Origin of the sequence: Allohahella marinimesophila (genome assembly GCF_039538005.1) — a bacterium.
Lineage (GTDB): Bacteria > Pseudomonadota > Gammaproteobacteria > Pseudomonadales > Oleiphilaceae > Allohahella > Allohahella marinimesophila.
Map to the genome: position 1 here is coordinate 126,589 of NZ_BAABBO010000011.1, position 20,812 is coordinate 147,400.

11 protein-coding genes and 1 pseudogene are annotated in these 20,812 nt (G+C 55.8%); 4 read left to right on the plus strand and 8 right to left on the minus strand.

Translation table 11 applies throughout. The annotated features are described in order from the left end of the window. Window positions 1-10: 10 nt before the first annotated feature. Window positions 11-1,102 (minus strand): aminopeptidase, encoded by a 1,092-nt coding sequence (locus ABD735_RS12810; protein WP_344807007.1) that lies wholly within the window; start codon window positions 1,100-1,102, stop codon window positions 11-13. 146 nt (window positions 1,103-1,248) lie between these two features. Here ABD735_RS12810 and ABD735_RS12815 point away from each other — a divergent pair, with 146 nt between their 5' ends. Further along, window positions 1,249-5,229, plus strand: a complete 3,981-nt coding sequence (locus ABD735_RS12815; protein ID WP_344807009.1) for a DUF1631 family protein — start codon at window positions 1,249-1,251, stop codon at window positions 5,227-5,229. A 27-nt stretch (window positions 5,230-5,256) separates the two neighbouring features. On the opposite strand, the gene ntrC is transcribed toward ABD735_RS12815, so the two are convergent. The 4 genes from ntrC to glnA all read right to left on the minus strand — a co-directional run bounded on the left by ntrC (window position 5,257) and on the right by glnA (window position 10,239). Beyond that, entirely contained in the window at window positions 5,257-6,705 is a 1,449-nt protein-coding gene (gene ntrC, locus ABD735_RS12820; protein ID WP_344807011.1) for a nitrogen regulation protein NR(I), read from the minus strand. Further along, a complete protein-coding gene (gene glnL, locus ABD735_RS12825) occupies window positions 6,702-7,859 on the minus strand; it encodes a nitrogen regulation protein NR(II) (RefSeq protein ID WP_344807013.1) in 1,158 nt (385 codons plus the stop codon). The genes ntrC and glnL overlap by 4 nt, the downstream gene beginning before the upstream one ends. A gap of 231 nt (window positions 7,860-8,090) precedes the next feature. Beyond that, window positions 8,091-8,702 (minus strand): DUF4124 domain-containing protein, encoded by a 612-nt coding sequence (locus ABD735_RS12830; protein WP_344807015.1) that lies wholly within the window; start codon window positions 8,700-8,702, stop codon window positions 8,091-8,093. A 130-nt stretch (window positions 8,703-8,832) separates the two neighbouring features. Further along, window positions 8,833-10,239, minus strand: coding sequence for a glutamate--ammonia ligase (gene glnA / locus ABD735_RS12835; protein ID WP_344807017.1), 1,407 nt, complete (start codon window positions 10,237-10,239; stop codon window positions 8,833-8,835). A gap of 568 nt (window positions 10,240-10,807) precedes the next feature. Here glnA and typA point away from each other — a divergent pair. The 3 genes and pseudogenes from typA to ABD735_RS12850 form a co-directional block, all read left to right on the plus strand. Further along, complete coding sequence (gene typA / locus ABD735_RS12840; RefSeq protein ID WP_344807019.1) at window positions 10,808-12,619, plus strand: translational GTPase TypA; 1,812 nt, start codon at window positions 10,808-10,810, stop codon at window positions 12,617-12,619. Between the two features lie 694 nt (window positions 12,620-13,313). After that, a complete protein-coding gene (locus tag ABD735_RS12845) occupies window positions 13,314-14,393 on the plus strand; it encodes a porin (protein WP_344807021.1) in 1,080 nt (359 codons plus the stop codon). Between the two features lie 254 nt (window positions 14,394-14,647). Further along, window positions 14,648-14,899: pseudogene (locus ABD735_RS12850) on the plus strand (transposase); the annotation flags it as partial. A gap of 66 nt (window positions 14,900-14,965) precedes the next feature. On the opposite strand, the gene ABD735_RS12855 reads toward ABD735_RS12850, so the two are convergent. From ABD735_RS12855 to ABD735_RS12865, 3 genes are all read right to left on the minus strand, one after another. Next, complete coding sequence (locus tag ABD735_RS12855) at window positions 14,966-15,682, minus strand: TorF family putative porin (protein ID WP_344807023.1); 717 nt, start codon at window positions 15,680-15,682, stop codon at window positions 14,966-14,968. A 542-nt stretch (window positions 15,683-16,224) separates the two neighbouring features. After that, window positions 16,225-19,428, minus strand: coding sequence for an efflux RND transporter permease subunit (locus ABD735_RS12860; RefSeq protein WP_344807025.1), 3,204 nt, complete (start codon window positions 19,426-19,428; stop codon window positions 16,225-16,227). A 14-nt stretch (window positions 19,429-19,442) separates the two neighbouring features. Further along, complete coding sequence (locus ABD735_RS12865; protein ID WP_344807027.1) at window positions 19,443-20,801, minus strand: efflux RND transporter periplasmic adaptor subunit; 1,359 nt, start codon at window positions 20,799-20,801, stop codon at window positions 19,443-19,445. Between the last annotated feature and the right edge of the window lie 11 nt (window positions 20,802-20,812).

A 20,812-nucleotide genomic window follows, 5' to 3' on the forward strand; every position in this document is an offset into this window, starting at 1 on the left:
AGGGCTGTTGTCAGGACGCGGCCGCCTGGAGCACCTGAAGAACGGCGTCGCGTTCGGACTTTGCAAGGCTGGCAAGTGCGGTGGACCAGCTGTAGAACTGCGCGAGGTCGGCATCCAGTTGCCGGTATTTCTGCAGGAAGGCAGGCACCCACATCGTGTAGTGGCCAACACTCAAAAGGGCCGCATTGTTCAATGGCTGGCTGAAAAAGTGGCCATAGCCCATTGGATAGCCGAAATCGGCCTCCAGCGCGAGGTACTGCGAATGCAGGTCATCTAGGATGTCCTGCTTCAAGAGGCGCTTTTCCACAGGGCTGAGGGCCTCCTGACTGTAGATCCCAGCCAGCGTGTGCAGTGTTTCGTCGACGAAAGCGCTCACCCGGGCCGTCGCCTGCAGTTGTCGCAAGACCTGATCTGTGGTGAGTGCAGACCTGCCGTCAGTAGCCCATCGCTCAGTGGCAATGATCTGCACCGCGGTCGCCCAGCTCTCATTGAAGCTGGTGTCACCGCTGACGTACAGCTTTCGGTGTGCCAGCTCGTGAAACAGCAGTGCCACCAGGGAATGGTCGGCGTAATGAATGAAGCTGGAGAGTACAGGATCGTCGAACCATCCAAGGGTAGAGTAGGCATTGACCCCTCGCACGTAGACGTCAAAGCCGGCCGCTGACATCTGATCGGCATTGCGGCGGGCCAGCATTTCTTCGAAATAGCCCTTGTAAGCCACGCAGCCAGCAACTGGAAAGCACCATTCGTGGCTGTCGGTGGAGAATTCGCCAGCCGCCTGCAGATTCCATACAACGTGTCTTCTCGGCAGCGCGACATAGGTGGCGTAGGCATCGTTCACAGGGAGATCCAGCTCGTCCTGAGCGAACTGTCGGGCAGCCTTGACCAGCCTGAGCTTGTCGGCGAGCACCGGCTCGAGGTCCGGCCGGGCAAGCAGCGACTCAATGGATTCACGGTCCCAGAGCAGGGCGAGCTGACCGCCGGTCGCGTGCATGTAATAGCCGAACTGTTGACAACTGCTGAAGAGAAAGATCACCAGCAGCGTGGCAGGGAGTCTGACCCATAGCGTCCTGGAGGCGCGTCGGAAACGATTCAAATACATAATGTTCGGTTCCCCGGTGTCTGCAATGGGCACGATTGTCTATACTTGCTCGTTCATTACCGCGAAGTCGTGGGGAGACGTCGGCAAGCTATAGCGAGATGTCCCCGGGTCCTTTGCTTGCGCGCAATCTATATAGAACAGGTTTTATGCAGTATCAAACTACAGGCCCTGGCGAACGGCGTGCGAGTCGGCGAAAATCGCTCAATCTGGCTGCCCGAATCGTTTATCGCGGCAGTTCAGCCTTACCGTGTCGAATTGCAGATTTTTGTGCTGATGGTGTGTTCATCAGATATGCGCTGGCTGTCGGTGAAGCGCTCGAAGCGAAACAGTTTCAGGTGCAGGACGTCGTGCGGCTGACCTTCCTCGATGAGGCCAGCGGCGAGACCCAGAATCTTTCGGTCAGCGCAGTGCGCATCATCGATGGCGCCTTTGGCGGCCTTTTCGTCGATACCGAGCCCAGGGTCATCCAGGCCTTGCTGTCGCGATACTCTGCCGAGAGTAAAAGCGGTGCGCAGCAACAGGCTGAAGACGGCGATCGTCAGGCCAGTAGCCAGCTCGTTCTCAAGCAGCTGGAGCGCATCCTGCTGGCCCACGTCGAAGCAGCTGCTGATCAGTTCAGTGCAGCACTCTCGCCTGAGCTCGATCGGCAGATGAGTCAGGCTGCGAGCGACAATCTTCGCGGGCAGTTCATCGATGCGGCCACGGTTCTGAGACAGCGTGGTACCCAGTTACAGAAAAATTTCATTCGTCACGTGGTGCAGGGCGTTCGGCAACAACCCTCAGAATCAGCCTCACAGCCTGCGGGCAATGAGCTGGCGCTCGTGAATAAGGATGAATTCGAAGACTGGTTGACTTTGAAGGTCATGGTTACCAAGGCTGAAACGCAGTATCGCCGGGCGCTGCTCGAGCTCAAGATGCGGCTGGACGCCAGTGCGGTGTTCAGAACGGGTAACGAGGCAGCCGGAACCGCCGGTTACAACCCCCTGGGCCCTGCGCTGATCTGCTTCTCGTTTCATGACGCCCTGCACGAACTGAAGCTGCCCATTGCCGTGGATCGTGCCGTACTCAAGGTGTTTGAGGCCACAGTCGTCAAGGGGCTCGAGCCCCTGTATGACCAGTTGAACGAATTGCTTATTCGGCAGGGTGTTCTACCAAAGCTCGATTTGCGAAAGTATCTCGCTCGGGAAGACAAATCCGTGGAGGAAGAGCTCGCATCCAAGCGGGCCATGGAAGCTGCCAAAGCCGACCACGACAAGGCCGAGGCGGCTCAGGCTTCCGGTGCCGCCGCAAGAAAAGCCCTGAAAACAGCTTCTACCAGTACCCCGCGTGCCACGCAGCTCAAGGTGAGAACAGGACGCCTGCAATCGTCGCTGCCCTCTACTGCTCATGGCCCACTGGACAAATCGAAAATGGCAGCGGCCATGGCCAGGAGCGATGAAACCGGCGCTACGCTGCAAATGCACCTGCAGGATGCGGAGGCTAGCTTCGGCGTTATTCAGGAGCTGCTCGGTGTGCTCAACCGAGGCAAGCTGGTCCGTGCGGGCGAGCAGACAATTCAGCGCCGACGATCCTCTGATCGTCTACAGCCTGATGAACCCGCCGAGACGGTTCCGGAGGCACAGTCTCGGCCGCCTTTCCGCGATGCCGAAGTCTTCCGCAAGCTTTCCGCGCAGCAGATCGCTCCGGATGCCACGCATGAAGTCATTCCGACCCTGCGAGAGCGGCTCAAGGTCGATCTCGGCGATGGCGCACCTGAAAAATCTCTGACGCCCGAGCAGGACAATGCGCTCGACGTGGTCGATCGCTTCTTCATGAGTTTGCTGAAGAACAACAAGATCGAACCACGGGCCAAACGGCAGCTGCGTAGTCTGGAGGTGCCGATTCTCAGACAGTACATGAGACAGCCTGATTTCTTTGTGCAGAAGGAGAATCCTGCGCGGCAGGTAATCAACCGTATCGCCCAGCTCGGCGTGAAGGGCAACCGTGCACCAGCTCATCAGATCCATCAGATTGACCAGTTGGTAGTTCGGATACAGAACGAACATGAGACCGACCAGTCCGTTTTTGCTGAAACGCTCAAGGATCTCGATGAATTGCTCGCCAAGCAGCGCAATCTCTACCGACGAAATGTCGAGCGTGTCATGGCCGCAGCGGAAGGACAGGAGAAAGTCACCTCTTCCAAACAGCGGGTCATGGAGGAAATAGAGAGCAGGCTGGCCGGGCGCAGGGTGCCCAAGGCGGTTATTTCACTATTGAACAATGGCTGGAAGGATCTGCTTTCGCTGGTCTACATCCGCCATGATGACCAGAGTGAAGAGTGGGGCCGTTATCTGGGGGTTATCGACTCACTGCTCGAGTTCGGTGAGAAAGGTGATGATGCGGCCATAGACATGCCTGCGCTCGTGAAGACGATTCAGGATGGCCTCAACACGATTTCATCCCAGCATATGCCAGCCACCAGCATACGGGCTGAGCTGAAAGCTTTCCTGACTGGCGGCGGCGAGAGAGCGCAGTTCGTATCGGTGCCTGAATCCACGGAGGCTGTGGCCGGGAGCAAGGCCGCAGAAGAAGTGCCCAACCGGAGTTTGCAACGTTGGATGCAGCGCATTCAGAAACTCAGGATTGGCGACTGGATTCGGCTGACCAGAGAGGGTGAGATTACCGAGCAGGTTCGCATAGCCTGGATTGGCCACAATTCATCGCGTTATGTGTTCGTCAACCAGATGGGCTCGAAGGTGATCGACCTCGATCCAGTCACCCTGGCAGCCTATCTTCAGCAGGGCATCTGCGCCATTGAAGCCGAGGGGGAACAGCCTGCGGTGAACGAGAGTCTCGCCAATATGGTGAAGGATCTCTACGAGCAGCTCAGTCATGTGGTCGCCACAGACGAGCTCACCGGTCTCATACAGCGCAAGGAGTTCGAGCGGCAGGCCCAGGTCTTCTGCCAGAGCCTGCAGAAGTCGTTCAACCCTGGCCTGATTCTCATCTCCACCCGACAGTTTTATCAGATTAATGAACAGGTCGGTATAGCCGGGGGTGACAAGGCGCTCAAGGATATTGTCCGTATCTGCCGAAACCTGCTACCAGAACAGAGTCTGCTGGCACGTTACTCGGGGGACGAGTTTATCGTAGCCGTAGCCCAGGATGCGGGTGAGCAGGCCAACCGGCTGCTCACGGCGCTGCAGAGCTACCGGCTCTCCTGGGAGGGCGATATGCTGCCCCTGCGCTTCGTCGTGAGTTGCCTGCCCCTGCAGCCAGGTCTGCTCGACCTCAGCGATCATCTGCGTGAAAGCGAAGACCTTGTCCGCAAGGCCAAGAGCAGTGCGGCGCAGCTTCCGGTGCAGCTCTCGCCACGTTATGCCACGGCTACCGAAACCGGCCCGCGTCTCAAGGGATCGCCGGTCGACCTCAGCAAGCTCAATATTCAGCTGCGCTGTCAGAAAATCATTCCGCTTCAGGCCGGCACCCAACTGCCTGGCATTGTCGAGGTGCTGATCAGTGTGCTGTCGCCCAAAGGCGTCGTGATACCGGCAGCCGAATTCGTGCAGGCCGCCGAGCAGTCGGACAGTATTCGCGAAATCGATCGCTGGGTCGTGGGCAACATGTTGACCTGGATGGCGGAGAACGGTGGGCTCATCGAAGAAATGGGCAGCGTGCTCATCAACCTCTCCGGTCATTCGCTGAATGACGAGAGTCTGCTGGAGTTCATCTTCGAACAGCTCACCGCTTTTGAGTGCCCGCTTGAAAAGATCTGCTTCGAAATTACCGAGGCCTCTGCCATCAGTCGGCTCAACGATGTTGCAGACTTCATCACCGAGCTGAAGGAGTATGGCTGCCGGTTCTGTCTGGGCCACTTTGGGGTGGGCGCCAGCGCCTATGAAGCACTCAAGGTATTACCGGTCGACTTCATCAAGATCGATGGCACCTTCATCAGGGATCTGCCCAAGGATCTCTACGATCAGATGATGCTGAAATCGATGGTGGACATGGCACACTATCATGGCAGCGAAGTCATAGCGCCCTTCGTCGAGGACAAGACGACGCTGGATCTACTGCGAGACAGGCACGTGGACTATGCCCAAGGCTTCTTCATCGAGCGACCCAAGGCACTGCCCAAGTTCCGCTAGCGCGCGGCCAGCTAGCCCTGGGAGGGTTTAGTCATCCCAGTTCTCGCTGCCGCCGCTGTCATCCACCGAAGCCATATCCAGCTCCTTCATCTTCCTGGTCAGGGTATTGCGACCCCAGCCGAGAAGAATGGCTGCATCTTTCTTGCGACCACCAGACTGCCGCAGCGCCGATTCGATCATGACCCGTTCGAATATCGGCATCGCCACATCGAGCAGGCCTTCCTTTCGCGTGAGCAGCTGTTTCTCGGACCACAGGCGAAGCGATTCCGGCCAGTCGATGGTCGTTGTCTTGTTCGGCGTCTCATTCTGTAGCTCCGGCGGAAGATCCCCGAGATGGATGGTCCGGCCAGAGGCCATGACGGTCAGCCAGCGACAGGTATTCTGTAGCTGACGCACATTCCCCGGCCAGGGCAACTGACAGAGCAGAGCCTCGGTTTCCGGCGCAAGCAGCTTGTTCTCGGTGCCCAGTTCAGCGGCTGCCTGCTCGAGAAAGTGAGCAGCGAGTCGGGGGATATCTTCCCGCCGCTCACGCAGCGCTGGCAAATGAATTCGGATAACGTTCAGGCGGTGAAAGAGATCCTCCCTGAAGGCACCGGATTCCACCAGCTTTTCAAGATTCTGATGGGTTGCTGCAACGATCCTGACATCCGCCTTGACTGGCGTAGTGGCGCCTATTCGGTAGAATTCGCCATCGGCCAGCACCCTCAGCAAACGCGTCTGTGTATCGGCCGGCATATCACCTATTTCGTCGAGAAAGAGGGTTCCACCACTGGCCTGTTCGAAGCGACCAATCCGCTGACCACCGGCGCCGGTAAAAGCGCCTTTTTCATGGCCGAACAGTTCCGACTCGATGAGGTCCTTCGGAATGGCAGCCATGTTGAGCGCAATGAAGGCATGACCCGCGCGCGGGCTATGTTCGTGCAGGGCCTTCGCGACGAGTTCCTTGCCGGTGCCCGATTCGCCGTTGATCAAAACGGTGATATTGCTGTGCGACAGTCGTCCAATTGCCCGGAAAACTTCCTGCATGGCCGGCGCCTCACCAATGATTGGCGGGCTCTTCTGCTTCTGCTGCTCACTGGGTTGACCAATTTTATTCTGGTTGCCGGTCGCATGCGCCAGCGCCCGTTTGATGATGACAATGGCCTCGTCGAGGTCGAAAGGCTTCGGCAGATAATCGAAGGCACCTTTCTGATAACTGCTCACTGCGCTGTCCAGGTCAGAATGCGCGGTCATGATGATGACCGGTATGCCTGGATGTTGTTCCTGCAGCCGCTGCAGCAGCTCCAGCCCATCAATACCCGGCATTCGCACATCGCTGATGATAGCCAGTGGCTGTTCCCGCTGCAGCCGCGAAAGAATGGAGTCTCCCGACTCAAACGATTCAAAGGCGATGCCTTCCTGCTCCATCGCTTTTTCAAGGACCCAGCGGATAGAGCGGTCGTCATCGATAATCCAGACGGGCGACGGCTCGGTCATAGTGCATTCTCCAGAGGTAGGTAGACGATAAATGAGGTGCGTCCGGGTTCACTTTCACACTCGACGATGCCGGAGTGCTGGCCGATGATGCCCTGGGTGATGGACAGGCCGAGGCCGGTGCCGCTGGCACTGCCGCTGACCATTGGATAAAAGATATTCTTCAGCAGTTCAGGTGGTACGCCGGCTCCGTTGTCGATCACTTCGGCCTTGAGTACCAGCCGATGAAGTTTTCCTGAGAGCGTGAACTGGCGCACCGCTCGGGTTTTGAATCGAATCGCGGGCCGGAAGCCAGGCGCTGTCCCTGGCTGAGTCAATGCCTGAACCGCGTTTCTGGCGATGTTGAGGAAACCCTGTATCAGCTGCTCCTTGTCGCCGGTGAACTCCGGTATGCTTGGATCGTAGTCTCTGCGAATGCTGATATCCGATCCGCATTCCACTTCGATGAGGCTGATGATGCGCTCGAGCACTTCGTGGATATTCACCTCGCTGAGGTGAAGCGCTTTGTTCGGTCCCAGCATGCGGTCTACAAGATTTTTCAGGCGATCGGCTTCGGAAATAATGATGTTGGTATACTCAGACCATCCACCACCGGATGTTGGAACCGACAGCCTTGTGGTTTGCTGGGTGTCCTGACTGGAATCGAGCGCCTTGCCAAGCAACTGCGCGGCACCACGGATGCCACCGAGAGGATTCTTGATTTCGTGAGCCAGGTTGCGGATGAGTACACGGGCAGCCTGATGCTCTGATTGCAGCTCCTCTTCCAGCGAAATCCGCCTGACATGGTCCTTGGCCTGCATCTCGAGCAAGCGAAAGGCTTCGCCTGCGGGCCCGCCAACTTCGGCTGGTGCACTGGATATCGTGTAATCGACGATGATGCTGTTGCCACTGAGTAGAACGAAGCGAACAGTGCTTTGTCCAAAACTTTGCTCGGTCGACAATCCGTTCTCAAGTGCGCTCAAGCCACCCGGCTCGGATTGAATGCAGTCGGTATAATGCGAGCCGAGCATACGGCTCGCGCTACTATCGAGCAGAATTTCCGCAGCGGAATTGACGAAGACGACCTTGCCTCGATGATCGAGCAGAAGTACAGCGGTAGCCAGGTTTTCCAGAAGCCTGGCCAATACGGAGTCGGTCAGCGCGGTTTTTGGGTGCATACGGTGTCACGGATTCTCTGGCAGCTAAGATAGTGCCATGAAGCAATAAACGGTCCATGTTCATGTATTGCCTCAACGCTTGCACCAGATATGGTCGTCAAAAGGCCTCAGAGCTACTGTGGTGCGGATTCGGGGTGCTCAGTCCACAATAGTGCAGGCTCACCTTTACAGCGCTCGCCTGCTGTAGAGGCGCTCAGGGTGCACTGCTTTGGTGCGTTCGGCCGCAGTCGCTCAAGGTGGTGTCAGTACTGAGGGCCGATGCAGGGTAAAGGTTACCGGTTCTGCGCTCTGAATAACGCTGTCACCTTCCACCACATCGACGCTGATGGTGTGGGTGCCTCGGTCCACAGTATTCATCTGAATGGCGGGTCCCTTTGTCAGGGGCAGGGCCTCGCCATCGAGTTTCACAAGCAGAAAATGCTCGCTCTGAAGGTCGGGCGTGATGTCCATGATCACATTGAAGTCGCCGCTGCCAGAGTTGAACGCGCTCTCGTCTTCCGGATAGGCGATGCGCAGGGTTTCGTAGGCTGGACCTTCTTCGCCGGACTCAACTGCCTCCTGCCTTTCGCCAATGATGGCGGTGACCTCTTCAGGCTTCGGGAGTGTAATCGTGGCTGTTTCCTTGAGCTCGACACGCTCGGCGCCCTTACGGGGCTGATCGGTAAACTCGACATTACCTTCGGAGTCGGTGAATCGATACACTTCCGCCTGGGCGCTGCCAATCACGAGTGGCGCCACAAGGGCGCCCATGAACAGGACCAGGTGGCCTATACGACCAATCGACGCTCTCGTGCCTGCTACCCGCCCACAGCAGCTATTCCGGACGCTTGTCTGTTTCTGCATTCTCATACCCGTCTCTGAGCCTCTGAATGTGCAGCTTCCAGTATAGTGCAAGCAGGTCTGAAAACCTGCAGCCATGTTGCAGAAACGAAAAAGGCCCGCTAATGCGGGCCTTCTGATGTGCTCCAGGCGTTTAGAGCGAGTAGTACATCTGGAACTCGACCGGGTGAGTCGTCATGTTCAGACGCTCGACTTCAGCGCGCTTCAGCGCGATGTAGCCATCCAGCATGTCCTGTGAGAACACGTCGCCCTTCAGGAGGAATTCCTTGTCAGCGATCAGCGCATCCAGTGCCTGCTCGAGCGAGCTGCACACTGTTGGGATTTCGGCAGCTTCTTCTGGCGGCAGGTCGTACAGATCCTTGTCGGCAGGGTCGCCTGGGTGGATCTTGTTCTGAATGCCGTCGAGACCAGCCATCATCATGGCCGCAAAACCAAGGTAAGGGTTCTGCATTGGATCAGGGAAACGCGCTTCCATACGACGTGCCTTGGCGCTGTTGACCCATGGAATCCGGATGGACGCCGAGCGGTTACGGGCAGAGTACGCGAGCATGACTGGTGCTTCGAAACCTGGCACCAGACGCTTGTAGCTGTTGGTTGACGGGTTGGTGAAGGCGTTCAGTGCGCGAGCGTGCTTGATGATACCGCCGATGTAGAACAGCGCTGTTTCTGACAGGCCTGCGTAGGCGTCGCCAGCGAAGATGTTCTTGCCGTCTTTGGACAGTGACATGTGAACGTGCATGCCTGAACCGTTGTCGCCAACGATTGGCTTGGGCATGAAGGTCGCAGTCTTGCCGTAGGCGTGAGCAACGTTCAGAACGCAATACTTGAGAATCTGTACTTCGTCAGCCTTGCGGGTCAGTGTGTTGGCGCCAACACCGATCTCGCACTGGCCAGCCGTACCGACTTCGTGGTGGTGTACTTCAATCTTGAGGCCCATGCTTTCCATGGCCGCGCACATGGCGCCACGCAGGTCATGCAGTGAGTCGACTGGTGGCACAGGGAAATAACCACCCTTCACGCCAGGACGGTGACCGACGTTGTTACGGTCGAAATCGTCGTTGGACACCCAGGCAGCTTCTTCAGAATGGATTTCATATGAAGCGCTCTGCATGTCTGCACGATACTTGACGCTGTCGAACACGAAAAACTCAGGCTCTGGACCGAACAGTGCGGAGTCAGCGATACCGGTAGACTTCAGGTACTCCTCGGCGCGCTTGGCAATGGAGCGTGGGTCCCGGTTGTAGCCCTGCATGGTAGAAGGCTCAACGATGGAGCAGGTCACGTTTACTGTGGCGTCTTCGGTGAACGGATCGAGTACGCAGGTGTCGTCATCCGGCATCAGGATCATGTCTGATTCGTTGATGCCTTTCCAGCCAGCTATTGAAGAGCCGTCGAACATCTTGCCGTCCTGGAAGGTCTCCTCGCTGATCTCGCTCACAGGCATGGTAACGTGCTGTTCCTTGCCCTTGGTGTCCGTAAAGCGAAGATCGACCCATTTCGCTTCGTGCTCTTTTATAAGTCCCAGAGTTTTCTCTGACATTCCTTACACTCCGTTTACGTAATTTGTTACAGAAATGGTCCGCTCCACTAGACGGTGAAGTCGCAGCGAGCATAGCACGAGGTTCCGGTTGCTGAAACTGTATCCTGGCAGTCAGGCTACTGCTGAAAGCAGGAGTGCCGTCATGATGTTCATCAGCTTGCGCCCCGTCAGGCTAACCTTCAGGCAATAGGGGTAAGCAATTTCGTTGCCACCTTTATGGTCGAGAGGCAGCCGATGCACCTGGATGAGGCTCGGAAGCCCGCAGGTCAAGCCATTACGGCAGTGACCATCTGCACCAAAGCACTCGCCGTATAAACTGCAAGCGCCCAATTTCGGTGCGAATCGCTCCTTATTGGTGCGAAGACATGTGTCATTGCACCAAAAGTGTGCGATAACGAGCTGGCGTCACTGTCCCTGATCAGGATCAGAAGGGAATGGGTGTGAATATCCGCAATGATTCTATACTCTTCTACGACTCTGCTATCAAGCATTCAAGCAATGGTTTATAATGCCGCGCAATTTTTGCCCGCACAGTTCTTCCATTTCGCCACTATTCGGTACTCGCAACGTGATAGAAAAAGTACGCAACATAGCCATCATTGCCCACGTCGACCACGGTAAGACCACGCTGGTGGACAAGCTGCTGCGTCAGAGCGGTACCCTTGGTCGCAAGGATCAGGACTCAGAGCGGGTCATGGATTCGAACGACCAGGAGAAAGAGCGGGGCATTACCATCCTTGCCAAGAACACCGCGATTACCTGGCATGACTATCAGATCAATATCGTGGATACACCGGGCCACGCTGACTTCGGCGGTGAAGTCGAGCGCGTCCTGTCGATGGTCGATTCGGTGCTCCTGCTCGTGGATGCGCAAGATGGTCCGATGCCGCAGACTCGCTTCGTTACTCAGAAGGCCTTCGCCAATGGCCTGAGCCCGATCGTCGTCATCAACAAGATCGATCGTCCGGGTGCTCGGCCTGACTGGGTGCTCGGTGAGGTCATGGACCTGTTCGACCGGCTCGGCGCGACCGAAGAGCAGCTCGACTTCCCGGTTATCTATGCTTCGGCACTCAACGGCATCGCGGGTCTCGAGCCCGACGCAATGGAAGATGACATGACTTCGCTGTTCCAGATGATCGTGGACAAGGTGCCGCCACCTGATGTCGATCCTGAGGGGCCGTTTCAGATGCAGGTCATGGCCATGGACTACAACAGCTATGTCGGCATTATCGGTGTCGGTCGTATCAGTCGCGGCAAGGTCAAGACCAACACGCCTGTCGTGGTGGTCGATCGGGACGGCAACAAGCGCAATGGCCGCATTCTCAAGATCATGGGCTATCACGGCCTTGAGCGGGTCGAAGTAGATAGTGCGATGGCCGGCGACATCGTCTGTGTGACCGGACTAGACGAACTCAATATTTCCGACACACTGTGTTCGCCAGACAAGCCTGAAGCACTGCCGCCGCTGACCGTGGATGAACCCACTGTGAGCATGATGTTCCAGGTCAACGACTCACCATTCGCTGGCAAGGAAGGCAAGTATGTGACCAGCCGCAACATCAAGGAGCGTCTGGACAAGGAGCTGCTGCATAACGTTGCCCTGCGTGTCGAGCCTGGCCCAACCCCGGACCAGTTTCTGGTCTCAGGCCGAGGTGAGCTGCACCTGTCGGTACTGATCGAGAACATGCGACGTGAAGGTTTCGAAATTGCGGTCGCCAAGCCGAAGGTCATCCTGCGTGAACAGGACGGCGTTATGGTCGAGCCTTTCGAGCAGGTCGTAATTGATATCGAAGATCAGCACCAGGGTGCGATCATGGAAGAAATGGGTGAGCGTCGCGCCGAGCTCACCAATATGATTCCTGATGGCAAGGGTCGAAGCCGGCTTGAGTTCACTGCGCCTTCGCGGGGCCTCATCGGATTCCGCTCGGCCTTCCTCACCATGACCTCTGGTTCGGGCATTCTGACGCATATCTTCGATCATTATGGTCCGCTGAAGGAAGGTATCAGTGCCACTCGTCAGAATGGTGTGATGATAGCTAATCTCACGGGTAAGGCGCTCGGTTACTCTCTGTGGAACCTGCAGGAGCGCGGACGTCTGTTCATCGATCCCAACGTTGAAGTCTATGAAGGCATGGTTATCGGCCTGCACAGCCGGGATAACGACCTAACGGTCAACTGTACCAAGGGCAAGCAGCTCACTAACGTCCGTGCGTCCGGAACTGACGAGAACATCGTGCTCACGCCGCCAATCCGGATGTCTCTGGAGCAGGCGCTTGAGTTCATAGAAGATGATGAGCTTGTCGAAATCACGCCGGCGAGTATCCGGGTCCGTAAACGTCACCTCAAGGAAAGTGATCGCAAGCGAGCCAGCCGCAGCTAACGTTGCAGATCTACCTTACGAAGGCGCCCTCAGTGGCGCCTTTTTTGTTGTTATTCCCCTCTCGTAATTCCCCACAAAGTCAAATCCTCGCCCTCCATTTATTAACGAAGTCTCATTAACTCTCGGTAATTGCTTACTATGACTGCCACGGGGTGAATGTCATGGTTCGGGCATCTGGAGCGGCACGAGGCCAGCTGAGTAAGTTCAACTAGGTAGAAGTGCTAATGCCCCAGGCCCGGTTTGTAACATTAGCGTCACAATTGCTACGTACAATTCCGGATCTATACAGTGTATCCGGCTAACAGTCTGAATTAAAAAGGAATTTATACTTGGCTCTCTCGGCTTGAACGTCGTTCACCGGGGTCTGAGTCGCCACAGAAGGCGCCAACATTGCAAAGACCTGAATGCTGTATTACTAATTGGTTATCGGAAACATGCGTTTAGTGGGTTTTCGTGAAGCAACACTTGAGGATTCGATTCTAACCATTTAGCAAAGATCGGATCGGCAGGCAGAGCGGCAGGAAGCGCTGGTGCCAAAGGGACACTGAAAGTCATTGGAACGACTGCACGAACGAATGAAAGCTGCCGAAGAAGCGGCTGTACCGACCCAGACAAGTTTGGGCGGAAGCAATACCCGGCACTGCCAGTTCAGTTATCCAACAATGAGTTGATTTACACACAGAAGGAAGACGAAATGAAAAAGACGCTTTTAGCTTCAGCTGTCACGCTGGCCACTCTGACGACCGGCACTTTCGCAGTCGCCGACACTACTCCACAAATCGACTCTGCGGCCGCGCTGGCGCAGCGTCTTGATTCCATGCCACAGGTTTATGGCAACGTTCAACTTGCCTGGGTTTATTCGGAAGCAGACAAGAATATCCTCTCGGATAACGGGGATGTAGAATTCTTTGAAGGCTCTACCGTAAGCGGCCTAGAAGATAATGGATCAACCATCGGCTTGACTCACGAGCATGAAATCAGCCCTGGCCTCGAAGCGTTCATGAAAATTGAGCTTGACGGCATTGACGGTGATGACAAGGCTAAAGGACGCGGACGAATCAAGCTTGATGAGGCTTACATCGGACTAAAAGGCGACTTCGGTCAGGTCTGGGTCGGCTCTGACGACTCGGCTTACGAGAGATTAATCGATGGCATCAAACAGTATTACGAGATAGTCGTCTTCAACACCGGCACCGTGTATAACACCGGTGAAGGCGATCTGCTCCAATACACTTCGCCTTCATTCAGCGGTCTGACCTTGCACGGAGCGGTTGAACTCGACGGCAGCTTTGAAGATGCAGACGGTAACGACGTGGGCGGTGAAAATCCATATCAGTTAGGCGTCCAGTACGCGGTTGATCAATTCTCACTGGCTGTGGCAATGGACTCGAACGACAGTTCAAATGCCGGTAACACCTATGGCGTTCGCGGTGCGTTCCAGATGGGCGATCTGGAACTGAGTGCTTTATACTCGACCACGACAGACGTCCGTGATGACTACGGTCTGATGGCGATCTACTCTATGGGTGCCAACACATTCGCGGCGTCATACGAGTTCTCCACGCCGGACGGCGACGGTGAGGACACTTCGGTTATTTCGTTGCAGGCGCTCCACAGCTTCTCGGATAACCTCTATGTCTATACTGAGCTTTACTTCGTAACAAGTGATGAGGAAGGTTTCATCGACATCAATCCTGATGACGCCGATAATTCGCTTGTTGAAACCGGTGCCGATGCGACTCACCTGGCACTGGGCGCAGTCTACGCTTTCTAAAAGGCTGTTTAAGACGGCTTCGCTCTGCGAAGCCGTCTTTTTCTCCGATTTGAAGTACGAAAATTTTATCGCCTTTATCATTTGGTAAGATATCGGCGCCTGACGAGAGGGGCAGTACCTCGTCGGCTTTGCCCCTCTGATCGCTACCAGTTTCTTTTACTGTCAAGCCAAAAGCCTAGCTTGCGCCGGAAGGCCAGATCATCCGCCCGGAATTTCGCCAGACTCTATAGCTGCAGAGCTAGCTTCAATTGGATATCTACTTCAAGAGAGACCTTCGTAATACGATCGAAGGCATTCTTTTCAGAATCAGAACAGGCGTGCCCTGGCGAGACCTGGCGCCAGACTTCGGCAAATGGAATTCGGTCTACAAAAGATTTAATCACTGGTCGAGAAAAGGCGTCTGGCAACGTCTGTTCGACAAGCTGGTAACTGAACCAGACCTTGAATGGGTTTTCCTGGATGGGACTTATGTCAAAGCTCATCAGCACAGTGCAGGCGCAGCGTCGCTCTGGCCTGCGCTTTCGTGTGGCTACCGATGTGAAACGTCAACAGCCCCTAGCAGCCATATCTTACTAGAACGTTTTGCTCCACCCTAACCAAACCTTAGGGTCGCTGGAGCTCACCGAGCCCAGTGCAGTGTCTTCATCGATATCAGCATACTCCAGGTTGAAACTGAAGTCGCCAAATTCTCCAGCATTTTTCGTAATGTTAGCTGAGGCATGTGCGTAACTCGCGTCTCCGACAGATGGAGCGCTGTCGTCGGTAAAGTCGTAGAAACCTGCGAGAACGCCCGTACTGTAGCCGTCCTGCAAAGGTATTTCGACACTTGCATAATAGTAGAGGTCGCCTTGGACGAACAACCCTTTCCCACTCACGTCGCTGTTTGTTGTATACGCGAAGCCTAGGGCCGCAACGCCATAGCTCAGCTCCCCATATATCTCCCCGAAGTCAATGGAATCAGGCGCATCGGGATAGGCATAGTAGATATAGCCCACATCGTAGCCAAGGTCATTCATCGCTCCGGCGAATCCAGCATATAAGTCCAGCTCGTAACTCGTTTCATCGCCGAAATCCACGTTGGAGGCCCATGTACCAGCGTAAAAACCGGAGGCGTGTTCAAAGTCAATTCCACCTTGAACAGCTGGGGAACCGTCTGTTTGCGTTACACCGCGAAACAGATAATTGCTCACAGCGGCGATGTTGGTACTCACCTCTGCGCTCACGAGAGAAGATGTCAGCTGGAGCGTGACCATCAATCCAAAACTTGACGTCATTCGAGATTTTTTCATTGCTTGCACCTTTGTTAAAGAAATCACGATCTCGAAGTATTAGGCAAAACACATGCCACCTTTCTGAAAAACGCTGCAGACATTTGCAATGCATTGATTGCTGGGCAAGCGAAGCTGGTATCAGCTGTTCGTGCGTCGCTGGTAAAGCATAAAAGAACCTCTCGACTCTACGCAATGCGTCAATCTGGTGCATTCGCCGGGGTCGGAGCGCGCTATGCACCAAAAACGCTCTGAACAATTATCATGAGCTCCGTTGTTACGGGTGGATAGTAAAAGGAGTTTTCCCTCAATGATAAAGAGTGCCCCACCTGAACTGCCAACGCGAGTCAGTAAAAAATAAGCCAAGTGATTGCCTTCGTCGAATCCAATCTCGTAGAGATCGTCACCTATCTGTTTACCGTGAGCAAACAAACGTTTTTTACTGATTGGCCGTACGGAAATTCGAAAGGCCGAGGGACGAGAATAATGACTCGTGCTGTGATGTGAAAGTGGCGCGAGGAAGAAGGCCCGCCGTACCATTGCGGCGGTGGCGGGCCATATAGCTAGGCTTTACGGGCGTCTCTGAGCTTGCCTTTTGAGAACAGGGCGAAGAGCACGGGCAGTACAAAGAGTGTCAGGAACGTGGCTGTCACCAGCCCGCCCACGATTACACTGGCCAGCGGCTTTTGTATCTCTGCACCAACACCGTTCGAGAGCATCATGGGTATAAGTCCCAGCGCGGAGGTGAGAGCGGTCATAAGCACAGGCCTCAATCTGGAGGTCGCACCATCGAACACGGCATCGGCTACCGCCAGGCCATCGCCTATCCGCTGATTGATGCTCTCCACCATGACCACCCCATTCAGCACCGCTACCCCGAACAGGGTAATGAAGCCGACGGAGCTGGGAACTGACAGATACTGCCCGGAAATCCAGAGCGAAAACACACCACCGATCACCGCCAGGGGTACGTTGACCAGGATCAGCATGGCCTGTCCCACAGACCCGAACGCAAAGTAGAGCAACAATGCTATGAGGCCAAGTGAGATAGGTATGACGAGTGCCAGTCGTTTCTGCGCTCTCTGCTGGTTTTCGAACTGGCCGCCGATTTCCACTGAATAGCCGGTGGGGAGATCAACCTGCTCAGCGATGACCTGTCGAATGTCCGCTACAACGCTGCCCATATCCCGGCCTTGCACGTTCGCCTGTATCACAACCCGCCGCTGAACATCGTCGCGTCGGACCTGTGGCGGGCCTGAAGCTATCGTGACATCGGCCACATCGCCCAGGCGAACCCACGCACCGGAAGGCGCCTGCAGCCGCAGATCGGCAATCGCCTCACGATTTTCACGGAAACGTTCGCCAAGACGTACATAGATATCATAGCGTTCGTTGCCGTTGATGATCTGGCCAGCGCTCGCCCCGCCGAGCCCCTCCCGTACCAGTTCCATCACATCGCCTACAGCCAGACCATAACGCGAAAGCGCGCGGCGATCTGGTTTGACGACCAGCTGTGCTTCACCCGCAATCTGTTCCATGGCAACATCACGCGCACCAGGAATTTTCTTGACGACTGTCTCAATGGCCTGCCCCTGTTCGGCCAGAACATCCAGGTCCGGGCCGAACAGTTTGATAGCCAACTGCGCTTTCACACCAGACAGCAGTTCATCCACACGCGTGGCAATCGGCTGGGAAAAATTGAACAGTAAGCCGGGATATTGTTCGAGTTTCTCCTCCATCAGGCTCTGCAGCTCATAGCGGCTGCTGGCACTCGTCCATTCAGGCACGGGCTTGAGACCGATATAGATTTCGATATTGTTCACTGGTTCAGGGTCTCCGCCGATTTCCGCTCGCCCGATTCGCGACAGAGCATAGGTCACTTCTGGAAACTCCATCAGCATCGCTTCCAGTTTGGGCGCTACTGTCAGTGCAGTGTCGAGACTGGAAGAGGGCGCCAAGGTAACCCGCAGATTGATCGTCCCCTCTTCAAGTTCAGGCACGAACTCCGTGCCGAGACGAGGAACGACGGCTGCGGCAGCTATCACCATCAGTCCCGCAACCAGAACCACAGTCTTTCGGTGTCCCATCGCCCAAAGCAGTCCCCTGCGATACAGGTAATCCAGCGGCTTCAGCACGAAGCTTTCTCGTTGACGAATCCCCTTCCGGAACATATAGGTAGCCAAAGCCGGAACAATAATCAGCGCCACGAACACCGCAGAAAGCATGGCAAGCATGATGCTGATGGCCATCGGCTGGAATAGCTTGGCCTCGACACCTTCAAAACTGAAGAGCGGCATGAAGACGACCAGGATGATAGCTGTGGCAAAAAAGATCGGACGGGCAACCTCCCGGCCAGCCTCCTGCAGCCTCAGCGCAATGCCATGGTTGTCATGTGGGGCGTCAACAGGGTCTATATCGTCAGGCCCCACGCGTTTCAGTCTTTGTGAGTCGTGCTCGGCATCCGGGTGGGTCAGGTGTTTGAACATGTTTTCAACCATCACCACTGAACCGTCGACCAGCATGCCTATGGCTACTGCGATACCCCCGAGCGACATTAGGTTGGCAGAGAGCCCGAACCACGCCATGACCATCAATGCGATACCAATCGATATCGGGATGGAGATCAGAACCAGGAAAGTGGCACGCAGGTTCATCAGGAACAATGCAAGGATGACGACGATGAACACGAAAGCGAGCAGAAGGGCGTTGACGACGGTCTCTACGGCCTGCGTGATCAGATCGGCCTGATCATAGAATGCCTCAAAATGAACGCCTTCGGGCAAGGCCTGATTAATCCGGTCGACACGGGCGTTGACGGCGTCAATGGTGGTTTTAGTATTTGCGCCCATACGCTTCAGGACGATACCGGCGACCACTTCGCCCAACTGGACGACTTCCCCATCGGCATTCTTTCGGGTCATGGTCACTGCACCCTGGCGAATTTCACTCCCCAGTTCGACCTGAGCCACATCGGAGACGGTAACGGTTGTCCCATCCACCGTTTTCAGTGGGACCTGACGGATCTGTTCCATCCCTGCTTCGCCGTGGTCCATCCAGCCGGTACCACGTATGACCAGCTGCTCCTGACCACGATTCATGTACCACCCACCGACGTTCGTGTTGTTCTGTTCGAGGGCCTCCATCACGTCGTCCTGTGTCAGGTCGTAGGCCAGCAGTCGTGACGGGTTCAGGTTGACCTGATACTGGCGAACATCGCCGCCAAAGGAGAGCACGTCAGTGACGCCTTCAGCCGGAATCAGCAAGAGTTTGACCACCCAGTCGTGCAGGCTGCGTAGCGCCATCGCATCGAAGCCCGAGTCGGGATCGGCGACCAGCAGATATTGATAGACCTGTCCAAGGCCTGAGGTATTCGGGCCCATCTCCGGTGTACCAACACCATCGGGAATCAGCTCCCTGGCAGCCTGAAGCCGCTCGAAAACAAGCTGACGCGCAAAATAGATATCGGTGCCTTCCTTGAAGACGACGGTGACGCCTGACAAGCCGGTCTTTGATATCGAGCGGACTTCTTCTACGTCAGGCAAGGCATACATCACAGCCTCGATCGGGTAGGTGATGAGCTGCTCGACCTCTTCTGCGGCTAGCCCAGGTGCTTCAGTATTGACCGACACCTGAACGTTGGTGACATCAGGAAAGGCGTCGAGATTGAGTTTCGGAATGATAAAAACGGCAGCTGTCATCAGCGCCACGAGTGCAATCACCACCAGCAAGCGATTGGTGACTGCCCAATCGATGATTCGATTAAACATGAACTTTCCTTTGCTTAGTGATTGTGAGGATCAAAGCCGCCTTTGGCGATTTGGGAAGCGACGAAAAAAGCGCCTTCAGTGACGACACGAGCGCCGGGTGCGGCCCCGGATATTTCGCGCAATAGCCCAAGGGATCGTCCCAATTCAACTTCCACTGGCTTGAACTCGCCAGGATGATCTTCGACGAACACGGTCCAGTCGCCATCGGCACCTCGCATCAGTGCGCCTTCCGGAACGGCCAATACTGGCTTTTCAGTACTGAACTGAAAGAACACTTCGGCAAATTGGCCGGGGTGTAGCCGGTGAGACTGGTTATCGACCAGCAGCCGGACCGTTCGCGTGCGTGTGACCGGATCTATGGTATGTGCCTCCTGCGACACGACCGCCGGTACGCGAAGGTTGGGCGTCACGACCTCCGCCTTCGTCCCTTCGGGCAGGGCCAGCGAGCGATCGGCCGGCAGGTGAGCCTCTACCCACAACTCCTTTTCGTCCGCCAGGGTAATCATCGGGGCACCTGCCTCGATGCGCTGCCCCTGCTCGAAATCGTCCGCGAGTACAGAGCCATCGATTTCAGCTCGCAGGGTATATTCGCCAAGGGCCTTGGTCTTTTGTGTCTGCAGCGCCTTGAGGTCCTCCGAAGTGAGGCCGTAAGCCAGCAAGGTCGCCTCTGCGGCTTCCAGGTCAGCCTTGGCGCTGATATACCGTTGTTCTCCCACGGTTCCGCGACCAAGCTTCTGTACCCGCTGCCATTCTGGCCAGGCTCTGCGGTAGTCGGCCTGTGCCTGGGCGACGCTTTCGCTGAAAAGCGTGACCAGCGGCTGACCTTGTTTGACGTGGCTACCCAGCGCCACGTGGCGACGCAACACCACCGAAGGGACCCGAGGCGATACTCGGAAGCTGGTGTAGCCGTTGGACATGATTTCGCCCGGCGCATAGAGCGAATAGTCCACAGACTGAGGGGCGAGCGCTTTCACCTGAATATCCGCCAGCGTCATCTGACCACCGGTCAATGTTGCGGCAGCGCCTTCATCATGACCGCCTTCGTCGTGGCCGCCCTCCTCATGGCCGCCCTCATCGTGCCCACCTTCCTCCTCATGGCCTTTGCCGCCATGGTCATCACCTTCATCTTCGGCATGATCTTCGTCATGGTTTTCATCACTGTGTTCGTCATGACCATGTTCCTCGGCAGTTTCATGTTTATCGTGCGCCCCGTGTTCATCATGATCTTCTTCTTCATGGCTATCGTGTGGCGGCTCGGCAGTCAGAGCGGCGTCCGGTGAAGTTTCTTCATGAGCATGGCCCGGAGAAGTTGTCTCGGCCTGTCCAGCCGTTGCCAGCGTACCAAGTAGAAAAATAAGCAATGTCTTGTTCATGTGAGGTGTCC